Below are 18,201 nucleotides of genomic sequence, written 5' to 3'. Positions count from 1 at the left end.
AATGGCACGATTTTTGAGTTGAACCATATGGAGTTCCAGGCAAGGGCCTCGCGACAACGGGCCGCAAACCTGGGTCCGACACGGACTGGCTGCAAAGATGGTAACGGAAACAACGAGTTGAAACGCGTGAGAACATCCCCTCCCCCCGGGATGGATGGACAGGGGAAACCGAGGGGGATGCTCACAGTTTCATCGAGTGAAACAGGTTGATTTCGCGAAGTGATACGCGTGTGCCGGGAGGGCTTGGGGGCGAAGGTCCGGGTGCTGCATCGCCGCCTGGAGATACCAGCTTCGCACGCCTGCCCACACCGACTTGCCCGGACGAAACAAAACACACTTCGGCCATGTTCAGGGAATGCCGACCCCAGGAGACATCCGTATGACCACCTTGATGGCGCAACACAAAGGCCCTTCCTCACGCCCTGCCGACCGTACGTCCGCGGGAAGGCTGGCTCTGGTCCTCGCCGCATGTCTCCTCTTTGCCTGGGGGTGCGTCAGATCGAACAAGGATTCCTCCGATCCGGTGGTCACCGTCAAGGACCAGGCCGGGGTGCAGGAGGTCTTGGACCAGCAAAAAAGTCTGGAACTGACCCCGCAAAGCGTTGCGGACAACCCCGGATTCAAGGTGCTGGACGGCGAGGCCATCCCGGACATTCCCACCTACCGCCTGGGTTCCGGGGACGTGCTGGAGGTGGTCTACCACATCCGGCACGAGATCACGGTGAAGGACTACCGCCTCGATGTCCAGGACCGCATCAGCGTTTCCTTCCCCTACCATCCCCAGTTCAACGTCAGCGCCCTGATCCGGGCCGACGGCAAGGTCTCCCTGCCCCTTATCGGCGAAATCAAGGTGGCGGGGATGAGCATGAGCGAGGTGACGGCGGACATAAACAGGCGCTACGCGGCCTTCATCAAACAGCCCTCCGTGAATGTTAGCCTGGAGGAGTTCAACGTGCGCATCGACGAACTCAAAAAGGCCATCACCACCGCCCCGCGCGGCCAAAGCAAGATCGCGCCCATCACCCCGGACGGCCATGTGGGGTTCCCCATCATCGGCAACATCGACGCCTCGGGCCTGACCGTGTCCCAGTTGGAAAAGATCATCAACGAACGCTACGCCAAATATGTCGACGACCTCCAGGTGACCCTGATCCTTTTGGAGATCCACAACAACAAGCTCTACGTCTACGGCGAGGTCAACTCCCCGGGCGTCTACGAATTGCAGGGACGGCTCAATCTGGCCCAGGCCCTGGGCCAGGCCGGGGGCTTCAAGGAGTCCGCCAACCTGCGCGACGTGCTGGTCTTCCGCAACAACGGCCTGCTCAAGCCCATGGCCTACCGGGTGGACCTGCAACGCCTGCTGGACACCGGGAAAATGTATGACGACCTGTACGTGCAGCCCGCAGACATCGTCTATGTGCCCAAGGGGACGCTGGACGACATGAACGACATCATCGCCAAGATCTTCACCAAGGGCCTGTACGCCGTGGTGCCGTTCACCAGCAACTTCAGCGTCAATTACGACATCACCCCGTCGCTCAACGTCAATAATAATAATTAGCAGGAAAGGCGACCACCATGACCGACAAGTACACCAACCGCGAAGCGGGCAACATCCTGCGTGAAATCATCTTTATTGTCTTTTACCATAAAAGATTGATCCTCAAGATCGCCGGGGCGACGTTTCTGCTCTTTCTGGCCCTGGCGGTCCTTTTGCCCTCGAAGTACCTGTGCCGGGCCAAGTTCTCGGTGAGCATGAGCCAGCAGATCGACCCCCTGCAAAAGGACGTCTACACCGACTCCAAGAACCAATATATGCGGGTGCTCTCGGGACAAAAGGAGATCATCCTGTCCAACCGGGTGCTCATGCGCGCGGCCCAGGCGTTGTATCCCGGGAAGACCGAGGCCGAGTACCAGAAGCTGGTGGCGAAACTGGGCAAGGACATCGAGGTGGGCCCGCCCAAGGGCGAGAGCTTCGAGGCCACCAGCGACTTCATCCTGGGCTACGACGACAGCGATCCCCGCATGGCCTACAACATGGTCAAAGAGGTTTCCCAGGCCTATCTGGCGGTCTTCGAGGAGATCGCCAAACAGCGCACGGAATATTCCTATGATTTCTTCAAGCAGCAGGTGGACAGCCTCTACGTGACCATGCGCGAGAAGGCGGATCTGCTCAAGGCCTACGAGAGCGAAAACGCCCTGGCCCTGGTGGACATCCTCAATCTCGAAGGCAACAAGGCCAACGCCGAGACAGGGGCCAAGACCCAGCTCAATGCGGTCCAGACCAAGCGTCAGGCCCTGCGCGAGGAATTTGTGGGGCTGGAGCGGACCATCGCCGACCTGGAGTCCAGCATGGCCGGCGACCAGGGACCGGCCATCCTGCCGGACATGGAAGGCAGCGGCAAGACCATCACCGCCTACCGGTACAAGGTGGCCCAACTGCGCATGCAGATCCAGGAAATGGACACCCAGTTCACCCCCCAGTACGAGCCCCTGCGCCGCCTGAAACAGGAGCTTGAGGCCAACGTCGAACTGCTGCGCAACGAGACAGGGCGCTATCTGGAGGGGAGACGGATCCAGGCGGAAAGCATCACCAGCATGATCGGGGAACTGGATCTGGCCATTGCCCAGTTGGAGGATTCCCTTCGCGCCACGGCCCAGTTGCGCTCCACCTACGCCTTCCTCAGAAACGATTATGAACTGGCGAAAACCGCCTACGCCGAGGCCAGCGCCAAGCTGGAACAGGCCCGGCAGGCCAACTCCCTGTCCCGGCCCGACCTGATCGTGACCCTGGTCGATCCGGCCGTGGAGCCCATGACGCCGTACAAGCCCAACCGCATCGGCCTGGCCGTCCTGGGCCTTTTCCTGGGGCTTTTTCTGGGCCTTTCCGCAGCCTTCACCCTGGATTTCTTCGACCACACCATCAAAACCCCGGAGGATATCGAACGCTGGAGCGACGTGCCGCTTCTGGGCTCTCTCCCCCACTCGGGGGCGTAATCCATGCTCCCGGCCCTTGGCGTCGCCATCCTGGCCCTGGCGGGCCTGACGGGGCTCCTTATCCTGCGTCGCGCCTGGGGTGCGTCCCCGGGCACGTCGCACTATACCCTCTTCCCGATTTTATTCAGTCTGTGGATCGTCTCGGTGGTCATGTGGAACACCTACTTCTGGTCGTATAAAATACCCGGTCTTTTCGACCTCTCCGTGGAACGCATCCTCTTCGTGCTGCTTGGCGTCGCGGCAATCACAAAAATTCTTTTCAAGACAGTAAATATTCATGGTGACCGGCGCATTGAATTTGTAATGATCCTTTTCCTCATTATCTGTATTGTATCCATGTTGATCAATGGATTCACCTCATTATATCAATACGCCCCAAAACCATGGTACATTTTCTTTACAGGCTACCTTTCCCCATTTCTTGCCTATTTTTATGTAAAATACTTTTTTCAAGATGACAGAAGCATAAAAATATTACTTGGAACGCTATTTTCCCTTGGAATTCTTCTTTGCCTCATTGCCATCCTGGAAAGATTCCACCTCGATGCATTGATCTATCCGTCCTACATAACAGATAAAACCATCCTGCTGCATCTGGACCGCTCCCGGGGGCCGCTGCTCAACGCCGCCTTCAACGGTCTGGCCATGACCATCTGCTTTGTGGCCGGACTCATCCTGCGGCCCATGGTCTCGCCTGGACGCCGGTTCCTGATCCTGATCCTTCTGCCCCTTTTCTTCGTCGGGGTGTTTTTCACGTCCACCCGGTCGGCCTATCTCGTCTTCCTGCTGGCCCTTGGGACCGTGCTGTTTTTCCTCCGCAACCGGGGGGAAAGATGGAAGCTGACCCCCCTGATTCTGACCCTGTGCCTGATTGCCGTCGTGGCCAATACCGAGCGGCTTTTCTCCTCCAGCCGCGAGCGCGGGGGCATCGCCCAGATGGAGGAGGTGGACATCCGCTTCCAACTCATCGCCAAGTCCCTGCGTCTGATCCGGGAGCATCCCGTCCTCGGGGTGGGCCTGGCCCATTTTTCCGTGTCCGATTCGCCCGAGACCTACCAGGACAACCAGCACAACCATCTTATCGGCATGGCCGTGGAACTGGGCGTCATCGGGGTGTCCGTCTACCTTGGCCTGCTCGTCCTCATCTTCCGCAGGCTGTACGCCCTGGCCCAAAATCCCCGGGTGGACCGGGACGCCTGGGCCAACACCGTCATCCTGTTCACCCTGGGGATCACGGTGACCCTGGTGAACAACGTCTTTGTCGAGGCCTCCCTGTGCCCGTTCATCAATGTGGCCACCTTCACCTTCGCCGGGCTGGCCTGCCGCCTGCTGGAGCATCCCGAAACCCTGGACGCGGTCATCTGATGCGGCCGTGGTCCTGCCCCCGCGCGGCATCTGCGGCAGCAGCACCGGGCAGGCCCTCCGTCGTCCCCCTGGCCGGGAGCGCCACCCCATGAGCCAGGAGGTCATGGACGGCATCCGCCGCTCCACCCTGATCATCGTTGGGCTGACGCTTTTGGACAAGATCCTGGCTCTGGGCAAGGAGATGCTTTTCGCCTACCGCTTCGGCGTCTCCCGGGACTTGGACGTCTTCAACGTGGCCTACGCCTTCCCGGCCATCCTGGCCATGCTCCTGGGACAGGCCGTCATATCGGCCCTGGTCCCCCTGTACATGACCTGGCGGGAGCGGGGGCCGGGGGAGCTTACGCGCAATCTGGCCAATCTGGGCTCGGCGGCGATCCTGTTTTTCCTGGTCCTGACCGTGGCCTGCGCCTTTTGGTCCGAACCGATCATGGCCGTGATCGGCTACGGGTTTCCCGAGGAGGAAAAGGCTCTGGGGGAATCCCTGGTGCGCCTTTTGGTCTGGCTCATCTTCCTGGAAGGCGGGGCGGCCGTGCTGGCCGGGGTGTTGCAGGCCGACAAGTCCTTTGCCGCCCTGTACGGGGCGCAGCTTTGCATCAATCTGGCCATCATCGCGGCCCTGACCTTTTTCGGGGACATGGGCGTGCATGCCCTGGCCATGGGGTTTCTCATCGGCACGGGCGTCAAAGTGCTGGTCATGGCCGTGGTCCTGCGCGGGGCCCGTTTTCCCCTGCGCCCGCCCCGGCCCCCGGTCACGCCCTGCCTGCGCGAGTTCTTTCTTTTGGCCTGGCCCCTGGTGCTCGGCGGCCTGGTGGTCAACTCCAACATCCTGGTGGACCAGGTCATGAGCACCGAGCTGCCCTCCGGGTCGGTGTCCGCCCTGCGCTATGCCTACCGCATCAACGACCTGCCGCTGCAACTGTTCGTGGTGGCGGCGGCCAAGGCCATCTTTCCCTTTGTGAGCGAGCAGGCCGAGGCCCGGGACGCCTTGGGCATGCGCCGGGTGTTCTGGCGCGGGGTGTTGTTTTTGTGCATGGTTTCGGCGGGCATGACGGCCTTCGTCCTGATCTTCTCCACGGAGATCGTCACACTTTTGCTTCGGCGCGGGGCCTTCGATGATCAGGCCGTGGCGTCCACGGCCCTGACCTTGTCCTGGTACGCGGCGGGCATGGTTTTCGCTTCCTACGCCGTGCTCAACGGGGTGTTTTTCACGGCGCTGCGCAAAAACGTGACGCTTATGATCGTGGGCGCGATCACCATGGTCTGCAACGCCTTCTTCAACCTCTGGTTCATCCGGACCATCGGCGGCCCGGAGGCCGTGGCCATGTCCACCACCGTGACCGTGGCCCTGACCTGCGCCATCTTTGTGGCCATCATCCAGCGGGCCCTGGGCGTCTTCCATGATCCGCCGCGCCTGTGGCCCTTTCTCCAGGTGGCCGGGGGCGCCCTTTTGGCGGCCGGACTGGCCGTCGCCGCCCGGGCCGGGCTGGCCCGCCTGGGCATCCCCGCACTGTGGGCCTTCCCGATGGCGGCCCTGATGTTCGGGGCGGCCTTCCTCGGGAGCCTGTCCCTTTCCCGGGACACGGAGATCCGCTGGTGCCTGGGCATGGTCCTGCCCTGGGGGCGGGACAGGCCGTAACCGGGATGCCGGACGTAGCCCGTCTTCGCCGCCCGGGCATTGCCTCGCCCCCTGCCCCGTGCTAGATTTTTAGCCGTCTTCGCCGGGACGTCCGGCCTGGGCCTTACCCGAAAACGCCATCCGTTCCCGCCGCGTCAGGCCCCGACGGCTCACCACAACACAGCGGCACACATCCGCAAGGCGCTCGCCAATGCTACGCAAACTGTTGGGCATGATCGATCAGGTCAGACAATATGACCGGGGCGAATTGGGGTACGGCTGCCTGTTTGTGAACATCACCAGCCGGTGCAACTCCCGGTGTCGCTACTGTGAGGCCTACAAGCTCGATGCGGCCCGGGAGCTCGATCAGGCGCGGCTTTTCTCCCTGTTCGAGGAGGCCAGGCAGGCGGGCATCCCGCACATCTACCTCTCCGGGGGCGAGCCGTTTTTCCGCCGCGACGTGTGGGAGCTCATCGCAAAGATCCTGGCCCTGGATCTGCGGTTTTCCGTGGTCTCCAACGGCCTGTTGGTGGAAAACTTCCTCCCGGCCCAGCTCGACCTGCTCAAAAACGCCCAGTGGATCGACATCTCCCTGGAATCCTACCGCCCGGAAATCCACGACTTCCTGCGCGGCGGCAAGGGATTTTTGAAACGGACGACGGAAGGCATCCGCATCCTGAAAAAAAGCGGCCTGAAGGTGAACATCAACACCACCGTCTGCCGCCAGAACTATGCGGACCTGCCCGGGGTCATCGCCTTCGCCAAGACCCACGCCGTGGACTACATCAACTTCCAGCCGCTGCACGTCTGGAACAACTACCATGACGTGACGGCGGACGATAAAAGCGACATGCTGCCCACCAGGGAGCAGATCGAGCATCTGCCGGACTATTTCCAGGAGCTTGCGGGCTTGGCCCGAAAGGAAGGGGTGCGCACCAACATCCCCCATGTCGCGCCGTGGATGCGCCAGTATTTCGAGCACTGTCTGGACGGGTCGTCCCTGTGGATGCGGCGCTGCCTGAACGATTTTTCCTGCCTGGAGATCGCCACCAAGCTTTTCGTGGACGCCGACGGATCGGTTCTGCCCTGCGCCCTACTGTCCCCGGCCGGAAACGTGCAGGAGGCGCCGCTGTCCGCCCTGATAGAGAAGATGCGCCCGGTGCGCGAGGCCATCCGGGACGGAAAGTTCCCCCCGGCCTGCAACCGCTGCTCCTGCCAGATGAGCATCAACTACAAGTTCAGCGTGCTGCGCAGCCCCCTGCGCAACGTCGGACACCTGGGCCGGTATGCGGCGTCCCTGGTCGGCGAGAAGCTGGGGCGGCTCCTGTAGGCCGCCTTCCCGGCCCCGCGAGCTACTTCCCGGCCAGCCGGATCGCCTTGGAGAGTAAGGCCAGAAACCGGAATGGCTGCTCGGCCAGCATCCGGCGGCGCCGCTCCCGGCCCCGCCTCCCCATCTCCCGGGCCTCGTCCGGGTCGTCCAGCACGGCCCGCACGGCCCGCACCAGCCCCTCGCGGTCCCCCGGCTCATAGAAAAGCGCCTCCTCCCCGTGGTCGGCGAATTCCAGCACCGCCACATTGGCCGCCGCCACCACCGGCCGCCCCAGGGCCATGGACTCCAAAAACCCGTTTTGCCCGGCGGCCAAACGGCGGTCCCTGGTGGGCACCACCACCACGGCGGCCGCCTGCAAAAGCCCCACCATCTCCGCCTCGGACACCCTGGTGCGCACGGCCCGCACGTTTGGCGGCAGGGGCTCGGGAAAGGCGAAGGTCTGGCTCAGGATCACGATCTCCCGGCCGATCGCCCCGGCCGACGCCACAAGCCCCTCGAAATCCCGGTCGCTGTTGCCGTAAGCGAAGACGTAGCCCGCGCACGGGACGTCCGGCAGATCCAGGTACTGGCTGGGCGGTTCGTCCGGATAAAACGACACGGCCGCCCCGGGCAGCCCGAACATCTCGGCGTAAATCGCGCGCTCCGCCTCGGAGGTGCACCACAGGGCGTCGATGCCGGGCAGGGCCAGGCGTAACACGGCCAGTCGCAGGCGGTAGGCCGCATCCGTGCGGGAGAGGTTTAAGTGGAAGTCCCGGACGATATGGACCGGCCGAAACCTGGTCGGGACAAGCCGCAACACAAGCCCCGTGCAGACCCCAAGCGGCAGGGCCCAGGAAAGGATCGCGTCGCTTCGCCAGGCGCGCGCGACCTGCTTCACGGCCAGACACGCCGCCGACGCCCAGCCGGACAGGCCGCCCAGCCGGGACAGGACGCGCCGGGCGCGGTCGCCCAACCGGACGTATTCCACGGCAGCCAGTTCCCGACGCAGCCGGTGCAGAAGCCGCCACTGCCCCGTTTCGGCCCAGTACAGCCCAAGGCTCACCCGGCGCTGGGACAGGGGGCACAGGTTTCGCCGTGGCGGCCTTCCGGCCAAAAGCTCGGTGAAAAGTCCCTCGAAGCCGCAGGCCATGCCCGAAAGCGTGTGCCCCTGGCCTACCAGGGCCCTGGCCCGGCGGCCCATCTCCCGGCGCGCCGCGTCGTCGCCAAGGAGGTCCAGCATGGCCCCGGCCAGGGCCTCGGGGTCGCGGGGCGGGACCAGACGGCCGGTTACCCCGTCCCGGACGATCTCGTCCATAAATCCCACCCGGGTGGCGACCATGGGAACTCCGGCGGACAGGGCCTCCAGGGCGGCCACGGACAGGGTCTCCTGCCGGGGGTCGGAAGACAGCACGACCAGATCCATAGCGGCCAGGATGTCGGGCACATCGCGCCGGAAACCCAGAAACCGCACCTGGCCGCCAAGGCCCAGCCGGGCGGCCTCCCCCTCCAGGAAGGCGCGCTGCGGCCCGTCGCCAACAACCAGGAAGCGGACGTCGGGGGCCACGGCGGCCACCCGGGCGGCGGCCTGCAAAAAGACCTCATGGGCCTTGTCCGGGCGCAGGGCGGCGATGATCCCGACGGTTTTTCCAGCCTCGGAAAGGTGCAGACGACTGCGGGCCTCCTGCGGCGACAACTCCGAGCGAAAGGCCGCCACATCCACGCCGTTGGGAATGGCCAGCACCTTGCGCACCGGCACGCCCTCCACCGTAACGAGGTATCCGGCATGGCCCTTGGAGGCCGCCGCCAGGGCGTCCAGCCCCCAGACCACGCCCCGGCGCACAAACATGTACAACTCGTGGTGGCGGTGGCGCTTGAAGGTCTCGTTTTGCCAGTTGACGATGGCCCGCACCCCGGCCAGACGGGCGGCGGGCACGCCGTAAAACAGGCAGTTGCGGTGGTTGATGAGCAAAAGGGCGTCAAGGCGGTCCTGGCGAAAGGCCCGGTGCAGGCGGAATATGGTCCGCAGGGGACCGCCTCCCAGGCCGGACCTGACCGGGACGCCAAGCGCCTCGATCTCCAGGCCCACGGGGCCTTTTTCCCCCAGGCAGTACAGGCGCGGCTCGAAGCGGTCCCGGTCCAGGCGGCGCAGGAGTTCCAAAAGGAGTTGTTCGGCCCCGCCGATGGCCAGGGTGGAGACGAGCACGCCAAGCACAGGTCTTTTTTTCATGCGCTCCCCACGCTACCGCCCGTCCGGCAGACGCCACAGCCCCAGGCCGTTGAAGCCGACCCACAGGCCGCCCGGGCCGGGGGAAATGGCCGTCACGCCCACCGGGGCCGTATCCGTTGCGACCCGGGAGAAGGTCGCGCCCCCGTCGCGGCTGACGTACAGCCCATCCGCCGCCTTGTTGTCGTAGGCTGACGTGCCCACGGCCACAAGCCCCGGCCGGGCCGGATCAAAGGCCATGGCCTGGACGGGGATGTGCGGCGGACGCGCCCCGGGTAGGGCCCGCTCCTTCCAGGAAGCCCCGTAGTCCTGGCTTTCCAGCAGGCGCTTTTCCGGCAGTCCGGCCAGAAGATGCCCGGGCCGGGAGGGATCGGCGGCCAGGCAGAACACGAAGCCCCCCGGGGCCGCAGCGGCCGTCCAGGTACGGCCGCCGTCCAGGCTGCGCCATATCCCCCCGGACACGGTGCCCGCCACCAAAAGGCCCGGCTTTTCCGCAAAGGCCAGAAGGCTCTGGGGACCGAAAAAAACGGGCCGGGACAGGCCTCGCCCGATGTCCGCCACGGCGGCGACCTCGCCCCGGATCAAGGCCGGGACGTCCACCCGGAACAGGCCGTGCCCGCCCGTGCCGAGCATGACCGCGTCGTCGTCGGCCGGATCAATGACCAAAAGCGTGGGACGGCCGCTGGCGAAGGCCCCGGGCAGGGTCCGGGCCGGGACCGTGACCGGCAGGGCCTGCCAGGACGCGCCGCCATCCAGCGTGCGGTACAGGTGCAGGGTACGTGTTCCGGCCGCGTCGCCGGACTTCCAGGGTTCGGCCAGGAGATAGCGTTTGGCCGGGTCTTTGGGGCTTATGCGGATGTCCTTGACGTGGCCGTCGACCACCCCGGCCATGCTCCGGGCCCAGGTCGTTCCGGCGTCCGACGAGACCATGAGCCCGTTGTCGGCCGTGGCCGCCAGGATGGCTTCCGGCTGGCCGGGAACGGGGGCCAGGGCGTTGACCACCGTGTTTTGCAGGCCCTTGTGCCGTTGCTCGAAGCGGTTGCCGCCGTCGCGACTTTTCCACAGGTTCCACCAGTCGGCCACAAAGACGGTTTTGCCGTCCGGGCCAAAGGCCAGGGCCTCCACGGATTCCAGGCCCGTGGGATAGTTGGGCGGGCCGTCCGGGGCCAGGGTGAAGGCCGTGACCGGCGAAAAACGCTGGCCCCCATTGTCGGAGACGAACAACAGATAAGGCCAGTAGTCCGGATGCGTGGCCAGAAACACCCGGCCCGGGGCGGCCGGGTCCAGGCCCAGGGCCTTGAACCGGGCCGGGGATTTGGCCCCCGGGGGCAGCCCGGGCAGGGGACCGGGCCGCTCCCAGGTGCTTTTTTCGGCGTCATAGCGCCACAGCCCGCTTCTTTCCTCCACGGCGAACAGGCCGGACTCGGGCGTGGCGGCCATGTCCGTGAGATTTCTCCCGGCCCCGAGCCCGGCGTTGGCCGCCACGAACCGACCGTCGCGCACCACAAAGGCCCCGGCCGGGGTGGCGGCGAAAAGGTCGTCGCCTCGCCGGGCCAGGCTGTTGACCTTGCGGCCCTCAAGCCCGGGCACGGGGGTGACGGCCGGGGCGGCCTGTCGCCAGGCCACGCGGAAGACGCCCCGGGACCGGGTGGCCACGAGAAGGTCGTCGCCCAGGGGGACCAGCAGATGGGAGCCGAAAAAGCGGTCGCCGTAGCCCATATCTCCCAGCCGGGTCAGGGTGTCGCCGCCGTCCCGGCTGAGATACAGGCCCTCGTCGGTCAGCACGGCCAGTGTTCCCGGCCGCCCGGGATCGAAGGCCAGCCCGGCCACGGCCAGACCGCCCAGGCCCGCCCCGCGCGGCGCGAAGGTGTCCCCGCCGTCGCGGCTCACGAACAGACCGGCCACGTCCGAGCCCGCAACGACCCGGTTCGGGTCGCCCGGGTCCACGGCCAGGGCGGTGAACCGCCCGCCGCCGCCGTATCCGGACGGGATCAGGGCCGGGCCTGCGGCCCAGGCCACCAGGGAATGGGCCAGAAACAGGGCGACGAACAGCACCAGCCTATTCATTGTTGCGGACGCGCCGCGAGGACTTGAGCTCACCAGTCAATTCTCCCTGAAATGTCGCCCGGTAGCGGACGTTGGCCTTTTCCACAAAGTCGTATCCATTCATCCAGACCTGCCCGGTGACCTGCTGCCCGGTGAAGTCCAGGGTGAGCTCCCCGGCCACGGCCTGCACCTTGGTGGGCAGGGCCTCCTTGAGCACCCGGCGGATGCGCTCGCCCTCACGCTGGGTGAGCATGCCCTCACGTTTGAACAGGGCCGGGCTCAGATGAAAAAAGAAAATGTTCGGGGAGACGGAATAGGAGTTGGCGATGCGGCAGGTCATCCGCCCGGAGAGGGACTCCATCTGCGAGTCCTTGGAGTTCCAGACGAAGGTGTTTACCCCGTTGTCTTCCGGCCAGCCGTTGATGGTCACCACATAGTTGTTGTTCGAGTCCGGCGGCGCGGCGGACAGGACGAGCATGCCCCGGACGCCTTGAAAGGACTTTTTGCCGGCCAGCCCGGAGAGGGTCAGCAGATAGTATTTGGAATTTTCGTTCACGTCTTCCAGGGCGGTCTGCCCCAGGCAGGCCCTGGCCGGAAGCCACAGGACGAGGGCGGCCAGGGCCGCCGCCGTCAGACGCCCGAGCCGCGCAACAAGGCCGGAATGGTCCGTAGGCATATCACCACGTCCTCCCACAGGCTGCAGTTTTCGATGTAGCGCATGTCCAGGGTCATCCATTCGGAAAACCGCATGGCGTTGCGATTGGGCATGGTCTGCCAGTAGCAGGTCAGGCCGGGCTTGACCGTGAAGCGGCGGCGCGTCCAGTCGTCGGTCAGGCGGGTGTAGTCGCGAAGCGACATGGGCCGTGGGCCGACAATGCTCATCTCGCCGTGCAGCACGTTGAAAAGTTGCGGCATCTCGTCGATGTTGTACTTGCGCAGCCAGCGGCCGACCCGGGTCACCCGGGGGTCGCTGGAAATCTTGAAGACAGGTCCGTCCATCTCGTTGCCGCCCTCCAGGGAAGGCATGCGCGACTCGGCGTCGACCGTCATGGAGCGGAACTTGTAGAGGCTGAAGATGCGCTTGTTCAGGCCCACCCTGGGCTGGACGTAGAGCAGCGGGCCGCCATCCTCCAGTTTGATGCGGATGACGGCCAGGATCATGACCGGGGCGAAGACCACAAGCAGCACCAGCGCCCCGACGACGTCGAAAACCCGCTTGTACAGGGGACTGACCGGGGCCGCCACCGGGCAGATGGACAGGATGGGCTGGCCCGTGGGATCCTCGCCCGTTTTGCAGGAATTGGGCGGAAAAAACGATCCCGGGCATTCGCTGGGGATCCCCTGGTCCTCGCCGTCGCGCATGGCGGCCACAATGGCGTCGTAATGGCTGCGGATGGGCAGGCAGATGACCAGGACATCCACCACCTTCTCCCGCAGGATGGCGGCCAGGTCCGTCAGCCCCCCGAGCAGGGGGATGTCCTGGCCGCAGTAGTTGCCGCTGTCCACGAAGCCCAGGATGGAAAACCCCAGGAAGGGATAGTCCTGGCTCTCCTGGTACAGTTCCAGGCCCCGGTCGTTGGCCCCGACGACGATCAGGTTGAGGCGGGTGCGCCGAACAAACCCGGACCTGAGCAAAAGCGATAAAAGGAAACGGAAGAGCGCGCCGAAAAGGGGCGACAACAGGAGATACAGGGGAATAAAGACCAGCGGCGAGGACTGGGCCCGCAGGATCAGCCAGAAAAGCAGGGTCAGTCCCATGTCGGCCAGGAGCGTTTCCCGGCGGTCGGTCCACAGCCGACGCAACCAGCCGGGATGCACCCCGGCCAGCGTGTGATGGCCATTGCGCCGAAGGCTCAAGTGGGCCGCCACCAGTATGAGCAACTCCAGGGTGTTGGCCAGAAGCACCCGCAGGGAGATGAAAAAACCGCTCTCCCAGGAGGCCACGGACTCCGCCGGAAGGCACAGGGCCAGGGCCGCCAGGTAGGCCCCGGCCACCCCGAGGATGTCCGCCGATGTGGACAGTCGTTCCACCAGCCTGCGCCGTTCTTCAAGAAGGGAGTATGACATGGATTACCAAAGCCCTTTAAGGAAGTCGGGAACATGAAACAGCAGGATCAGGTTCAGCACGATGACCAGCACCGCGGCCAGGATCACATAGGATTTGACCAGTCGTCTGTTGTCGCTCATGGGCGCTCCGTTTTGCCGCGTTCCGGGGACGTCCGGCCCAACGCCCGGCCGTAGAGGACGGCCAGGGCGGCGGCCGCCGTGTCCCAACTGAATTGGGCGGCCACCCGTTGGCGCAGCCTGCGGCCGATTCCGGCCCGCAGTTCCGGATCGGCGGCCGCCTTTTCCAAAAGGGCCGCCTGGGCCGCCACGTCGCCCACCGGAAAATACCAGGGATGGTCCGGGCCAAGCACCTCTTTGTGCGGCGGAATGTCGCTGGCCACACAGGGCAGCCCGTAGGACATGGCCTCAAGCAGCGTCAGGGGCAGGCCTTCCAACTCGGAGGCGGTGACGAAGACCATGGCCCCGGCGAACAGGGCGGCCAGTTCCGCGTCGAACCGGTAGCCGGTGAAGACCACCTCCGGGCGTCCGTCGGCCTGTCGGCGCAGCCGCTGGGCATAGCCCGCCCCCGAGGCGTCGTCCCCGACCACGGCCAGGGCGATAGGGTCCGCCATGTCCAGCACGGCGGCCACCATGTCCTCCACCCGCTTTTCCGGGGTCAGCCGTCCCACGGACAGGGCATAGCCGCCCGGGCTCAGACCCATTCCCGCCAGGGGCGCGGTGTCGAGCCTTTCCGGGAGGGTGACGCCGTTGTGGATGACCTCGCAGGCGCAATGAAAACGATCCCCGTAGGACATGGCCAGGTCGTTTGAAACCATGATCCGCACATCGGTCAGCCTGGCCGAAAACCATTCGCCCAAACGCAGGGCCAGGGCGGCCGGGCCGGTCCATTTTCGCCGCCGCCAGTCCAGGCCGCCGCAGGTGAAAAAGATCGTGGCCCGGGGCAATAAAAGGCGCACCAGGGGCAACAGCAGGCACGGCCCCTGGGAATAGACATGCACGATGCGCGGCCTGGAGACAAAGGCCATGTGCAGCACGGACAAAAGGGTATGCACCAGGGCCTCGAAATGGGTGGAGCGCGGCGCAGGCAGGGTCTTGACGTCGACCCCCCGGCAACTGGTCACCCCGGCCTCCACGTACCCCCGACGGGCGTAGACCAGGATGTCGAAACCCATGGCCGCCAGGCGGGTATACAATTCCTCGCATTGACGCTCCACGCCCCCCCAGGTGGCCGGGATGCCCCGGGTTCCGGTCACGGCGATCAGACGCTTGGCTTCGGTTTCCCGGCTCATGCGGTTTTCCTCGCAGGCGCTCCAGCCCCTCGCCCGGCGGATGCGGCGGCGGCCCATCCCCTGTCCGCCGGATTCCCGCCTGCCTGGCGGCACAAACCATTCGTTCCCATCACGGCCTAGGCCCACATCGCCTGATAGGCCGCCGCCGTCGTCCGGATGTCGAAAAACCGCCGGGCCTTTTCCCAGGCGGCCTGCCCCAGGGCCTTGGCCATGGCCGGATCGGCGGCCAGCGCGGCCATGGCCCGGGCCATGGCCCGGGCGTCGCCAGCCGGAACCAGCAGGGCCTGCCCGGGGTCGAGGAGTTCCCGGTTCCCCGGGATGTCCGTGGCCACAATAGGCTTGGCCGCCGCCATGGATTCCATGAGCGACAGGGAGGTGCCCTCCCAGACCGAGGCCACGGCCACCATGTCCGCCGCACCGAGCAGCTCGGGGATGTCGCTGCGCGCCCCCAGGAAACGGACCCGGTCGGCAACGCCCAATTCCTGCGCCATGCGGACCAGATCGCCTTCCCGGCCGCCCGCCCCGGCGATGCACAGACGGGCCCGGGGCTGGTTTCCGGCCATCTCCGCCAGGGCCGCAAGCAGGATGTCCTGGCGCTTCTGGTCTTCCAGGCGGCCGATGTTCAAAATCAAGAAATCGTCCGGCCCGGCCCCGCACTCGCGGCGGGCCGTGGCGGACGGGGCCATGGCCTCGAAACGGGCCACGTCCACGCCGTTGACCACGCAGGCCAGCCGGGGCGGCGCAAGGCCCAGTTCCCGGCGAAGGACATGCTCGGTCTGCCGGGACACGGCCACCACCCGCCGGGCCAGGCGGTACAGGACGGCCAGGGAGATACGGTGCAGGAGGTTTCGCGGATCGCCCGCCCCACGCTCATGAAACAGGATGGGGTTATGCACGGTGACCAGGGTTTTTCGAACCCCGGCCAGCCTCCCGGCCAAAATGCCGACGATCTCGGCATCTCCCAGGTGGCACTGCACCACGTCCGCCTTCAGGCGTCGGCACAGGCGCACCACGTCACGCACCCCGCCCATAAAATAGGCCAGAAAACGCACGGGTGAGAAGATGGACGGCCGCTTCCGGTTCAAGGCCGCAACCTCGACTCCCGCCGCCAAAAACCGCTCCCGCATGGCCAGATCGGGTTGCAGGACGCACACGACGGTCTTCTGCCCGGGCGGCGCCTGCCGCGCCAAAAGCAGAACCAGTTCCTGGGCGCCCCCGACGTTGAGGGCGTCAATCACGTGCAACACCACGCGCGCGGCCATGTTCCCTTTGTCCGCAGGGGACTATTTCAGGAGTTTGTAGAGCGACTGGGGAACGCTGTAGCGCCGGGCGTTGAGGATGACCCCTTGCGGCGTGACGCCCGCAGACTTGAAGGCCTCGAGCAGGGCGTTCAATACCTCGCGCCGGGTGATCGCAAAGCGGCAGACCAAAAGGTTCACGTCCACGGACTTGGCCATGGTGGCCGTCCACGGGGCGGTCAGCACGGATTGGGCGTCAATGATCACGATGTCGCAGCGTTCCCGGGCGTAGGCCAGAAGCGTTTCCATGACGTTGCGCTCGGGCAAAAGCCAGGGCAGGGCATGCTGCCCCCCGGAGAGGTTAAGGCTCATGACGAAAAGCCCCGGAACGCCGGAGGCCACGACCAGACTGTCCAGATCCTGGCCCGTGGTCAGCCGCTCGATGACCTCCTCGGGAGACGGCCCGGCCGGGGCCTCCGGGGCGGCCATGGAATCGGCGACGTTCACGTAGAGAACCTTGTGGCCGTAGGTCTGGGCCAGGTAGAGGCTCAAACGCTCGGACACGTAGGTCACGCCCTCCCCGTTGGAGGCGGAGGTCATGAGCACGCTGTAGGGGGCTTTGCCCCGCGTGAGCAGGATGTTGCTCCAGATGGCGTCGAACTGCTGCTTGAGGCGGGGAAGAATCCGATCAAGGGACAAAACCTCGCAGAAACGTTCGTTATCTCGACCAAGTTCCGTGGCCTCCGGGTCCACGGTTTCGTTGCGCACGATACGAAACAGACGCTGATTCTGTCCGTTGCCGCCGTTGCGGACAATTCCCAAAAGCCTTTCCGTCGATCCCAGACCATTTGTTTTCGACATGCCCCAACCTTTCCGAAAAAAGTGCGGTCCGATGAACCTTGCAGCATCAACCTGTAATTCCAGTATACCCGTAATCAGAAAAAAATGCACCAAGGAAGTCGCATCTGCGCCGGTATATTTCCATTTCATCACTCTTTTTTCGGGGCCTGGCGCCAACCATTTGCAAACGCGCCGCCTTTACCGTGAAGGGCTGCCTAACCCATTGCCGTTATTCCCATGTGGCGCTACCATCCGCATGATGAACCCGCCCGCCCGCCGCCCCTCCCCGGGAGTCAGGCCATGAAGCTCGGCTGGAAGCTTTTCCTTTTGCTTTTGGCCTTTTCCCTGGCGCCGTTCATGGCCTTGCGCCTCAACGCCGTACGCGGCATGGAGCGGCTGGGGGAGGAACTGTCCGGCCATGTGGCGACCTTTCTGGTGCGCGAGGCAACAGGCCGCATGGCCGACCTCGTGGAGGATCACACCCGGCTTCTGCGCGCCAAACGCGACAACCTGGCCCTGCTCCTGCGGCTTCAGGCGACCGAGGTGCGAAGGCGCCTGCTCGGCCCCGTCCCGGACTCGGCTCAAGACGCCTCCTTCCTGGTCCGGGTCCGAAGCCCGGGCATGCCGCGACACGACCGGGTCGGCGACCCCGCTTACCGGCTGTTTGGGCCGGACGGCGCCCTGTCCCCGGCCGAGGTCGCGGACGCCCCGGTGCTCTATACCGCCCCGCCCGGAGCCTCCTTACGCGCCCTGCGCCCGGAAATGATCCGGCTCAGTCCCCTGGCGGACGATTTCGCGCACCTCGGCCGACCGGACGACCCGCCCCTGTGGCGGGTGGTGACCCTGGCCAGCGGCCTGACCGCCGTGACCACCGCCGATGGCAGGCATCCCGGACTGTCCGATCCCCGCGATTCCTTTTGGTACCGCACGGCCATGGCCGCCGGGCCCACGGACGATCCCGCGTGGACCCTGCCCTACGTGGCCCCGGCCATGGACACCATTGTCCTGACCGTAGCCCTGGCCATCCGCGATGCCTCGGGCGACACCCTCGGGGTCACGGCCATCACCACCCCCCTGGACGACCTGCTGGCCGGGCTGACCCCCGGCGGCCACATCTCCCACGAACTGACCTCGTTTCTGGTCACCGCCGTCACGCCCGCCGACGCCCCGGAGGGCGAACGGCAACTGCTGGCCGCCGCCGGATCGCGGCC

At 65.4% G+C, this 18,201-nt stretch carries 13 protein-coding genes; 6 read left to right on the top strand and 7 right to left on the bottom strand.

Going from position 1 to position 18,201, the window contains the following annotated elements:
* Positions 1-523 precede the first annotated feature (523 nt).
* From V3572_RS11430 to V3572_RS11410, 5 genes are all read left to right on the top strand, one after another.
* Positions 524-1,561: a polysaccharide biosynthesis/export family protein gene (locus V3572_RS11430; RefSeq protein WP_332111125.1), complete on the top strand. Its 1,038-nt coding sequence runs from the start codon at positions 524-526 to the stop codon at positions 1,559-1,561.
* A 17-nt stretch (positions 1,562-1,578) separates the two neighbouring features.
* Positions 1,579-2,997: a GumC family protein gene (locus tag V3572_RS11425; RefSeq protein WP_332111124.1), complete on the top strand. Its 1,419-nt coding sequence runs from the start codon at positions 1,579-1,581 to the stop codon at positions 2,995-2,997.
* 3 nt (positions 2,998-3,000) lie between these two features.
* Positions 3,001-4,362, top strand: a complete 1,362-nt coding sequence (locus V3572_RS11420; protein ID WP_332111123.1) for an O-antigen ligase family protein — start codon at positions 3,001-3,003, stop codon at positions 4,360-4,362.
* An 88-nt stretch (positions 4,363-4,450) separates the two neighbouring features.
* Positions 4,451-5,998: a lipid II flippase MurJ gene (locus V3572_RS11415; protein WP_332111122.1), complete on the top strand. Its 1,548-nt coding sequence runs from the start codon at positions 4,451-4,453 to the stop codon at positions 5,996-5,998.
* 190 nt (positions 5,999-6,188) lie between these two features.
* On the top strand, positions 6,189-7,307 hold the full coding sequence (locus V3572_RS11410) for a radical SAM protein (protein WP_332111121.1): 1,119 nt from the start codon (positions 6,189-6,191) through the stop codon (positions 7,305-7,307).
* 22 nt (positions 7,308-7,329) lie between these two features.
* Here V3572_RS11410 and V3572_RS11405 read toward each other — a convergent pair whose 3' ends face one another.
* The 7 genes from V3572_RS11405 to V3572_RS11375 all read right to left on the bottom strand — a co-directional run bounded on the left by V3572_RS11405 (position 7,330) and on the right by V3572_RS11375 (position 17,011).
* Positions 7,330-9,513, bottom strand: coding sequence for a glycosyltransferase (locus V3572_RS11405; RefSeq protein ID WP_332111120.1), 2,184 nt, complete (start codon positions 9,511-9,513; stop codon positions 7,330-7,332).
* Between the two features lie 12 nt (positions 9,514-9,525).
* Positions 9,526-11,577 (bottom strand): WD40/YVTN/BNR-like repeat-containing protein, encoded by a 2,052-nt coding sequence (locus tag V3572_RS11400; protein ID WP_332111119.1) that lies wholly within the window; start codon positions 11,575-11,577, stop codon positions 9,526-9,528.
* Complete coding sequence (locus tag V3572_RS11395) at positions 11,570-12,232, bottom strand: hypothetical protein (RefSeq protein WP_332111118.1); 663 nt, start codon at positions 12,230-12,232, stop codon at positions 11,570-11,572. The genes V3572_RS11400 and V3572_RS11395 overlap by 8 nt, the downstream gene beginning before the upstream one ends.
* Complete coding sequence (locus V3572_RS11390; RefSeq protein ID WP_332111117.1) at positions 12,187-13,623, bottom strand: exopolysaccharide biosynthesis polyprenyl glycosylphosphotransferase; 1,437 nt, start codon at positions 13,621-13,623, stop codon at positions 12,187-12,189. The genes V3572_RS11395 and V3572_RS11390 overlap by 46 nt, the downstream gene beginning before the upstream one ends.
* 116 nt (positions 13,624-13,739) lie before the next feature.
* Positions 13,740-14,912, bottom strand: a complete 1,173-nt coding sequence (locus V3572_RS11385) for a glycosyltransferase family 4 protein (protein WP_332111116.1) — start codon at positions 14,910-14,912, stop codon at positions 13,740-13,742.
* A 116-nt stretch (positions 14,913-15,028) separates the two neighbouring features.
* The gene (locus V3572_RS11380) at positions 15,029-16,174 is read right to left on the bottom strand and encodes a glycosyltransferase (protein WP_332111115.1); all 1,146 of its coding nucleotides are present in this window, start codon (positions 16,172-16,174) and stop codon (positions 15,029-15,031) included.
* A 21-nt stretch (positions 16,175-16,195) separates the two neighbouring features.
* Positions 16,196-17,011 carry a hypothetical protein gene (locus V3572_RS11375; protein ID WP_332111114.1) on the bottom strand — a complete coding sequence of 272 codons (816 nt, stop codon included), beginning with the start codon at positions 17,009-17,011 and terminating at the stop codon, positions 16,196-16,198.
* Between the two features lie 279 nt (positions 17,012-17,290).
* Between V3572_RS11375 and V3572_RS11370 the strand changes: the two genes are divergently transcribed.
* The coding region (locus V3572_RS11370) for a PDC sensor domain-containing protein (protein WP_332111113.1) at positions 17,291-18,201 on the top strand (911 nt) is incomplete at its 3' end.

It is taken from the genome of Desulfolutivibrio sp. (assembly GCF_036584575.1).
Lineage (GTDB): Bacteria > Desulfobacterota > Desulfovibrionia > Desulfovibrionales > Desulfovibrionaceae > Desulfolutivibrio.
Note: the sequence above shows the minus strand (reverse complement) of the source record. Positions and strands in the feature narration are given on the sequence as shown.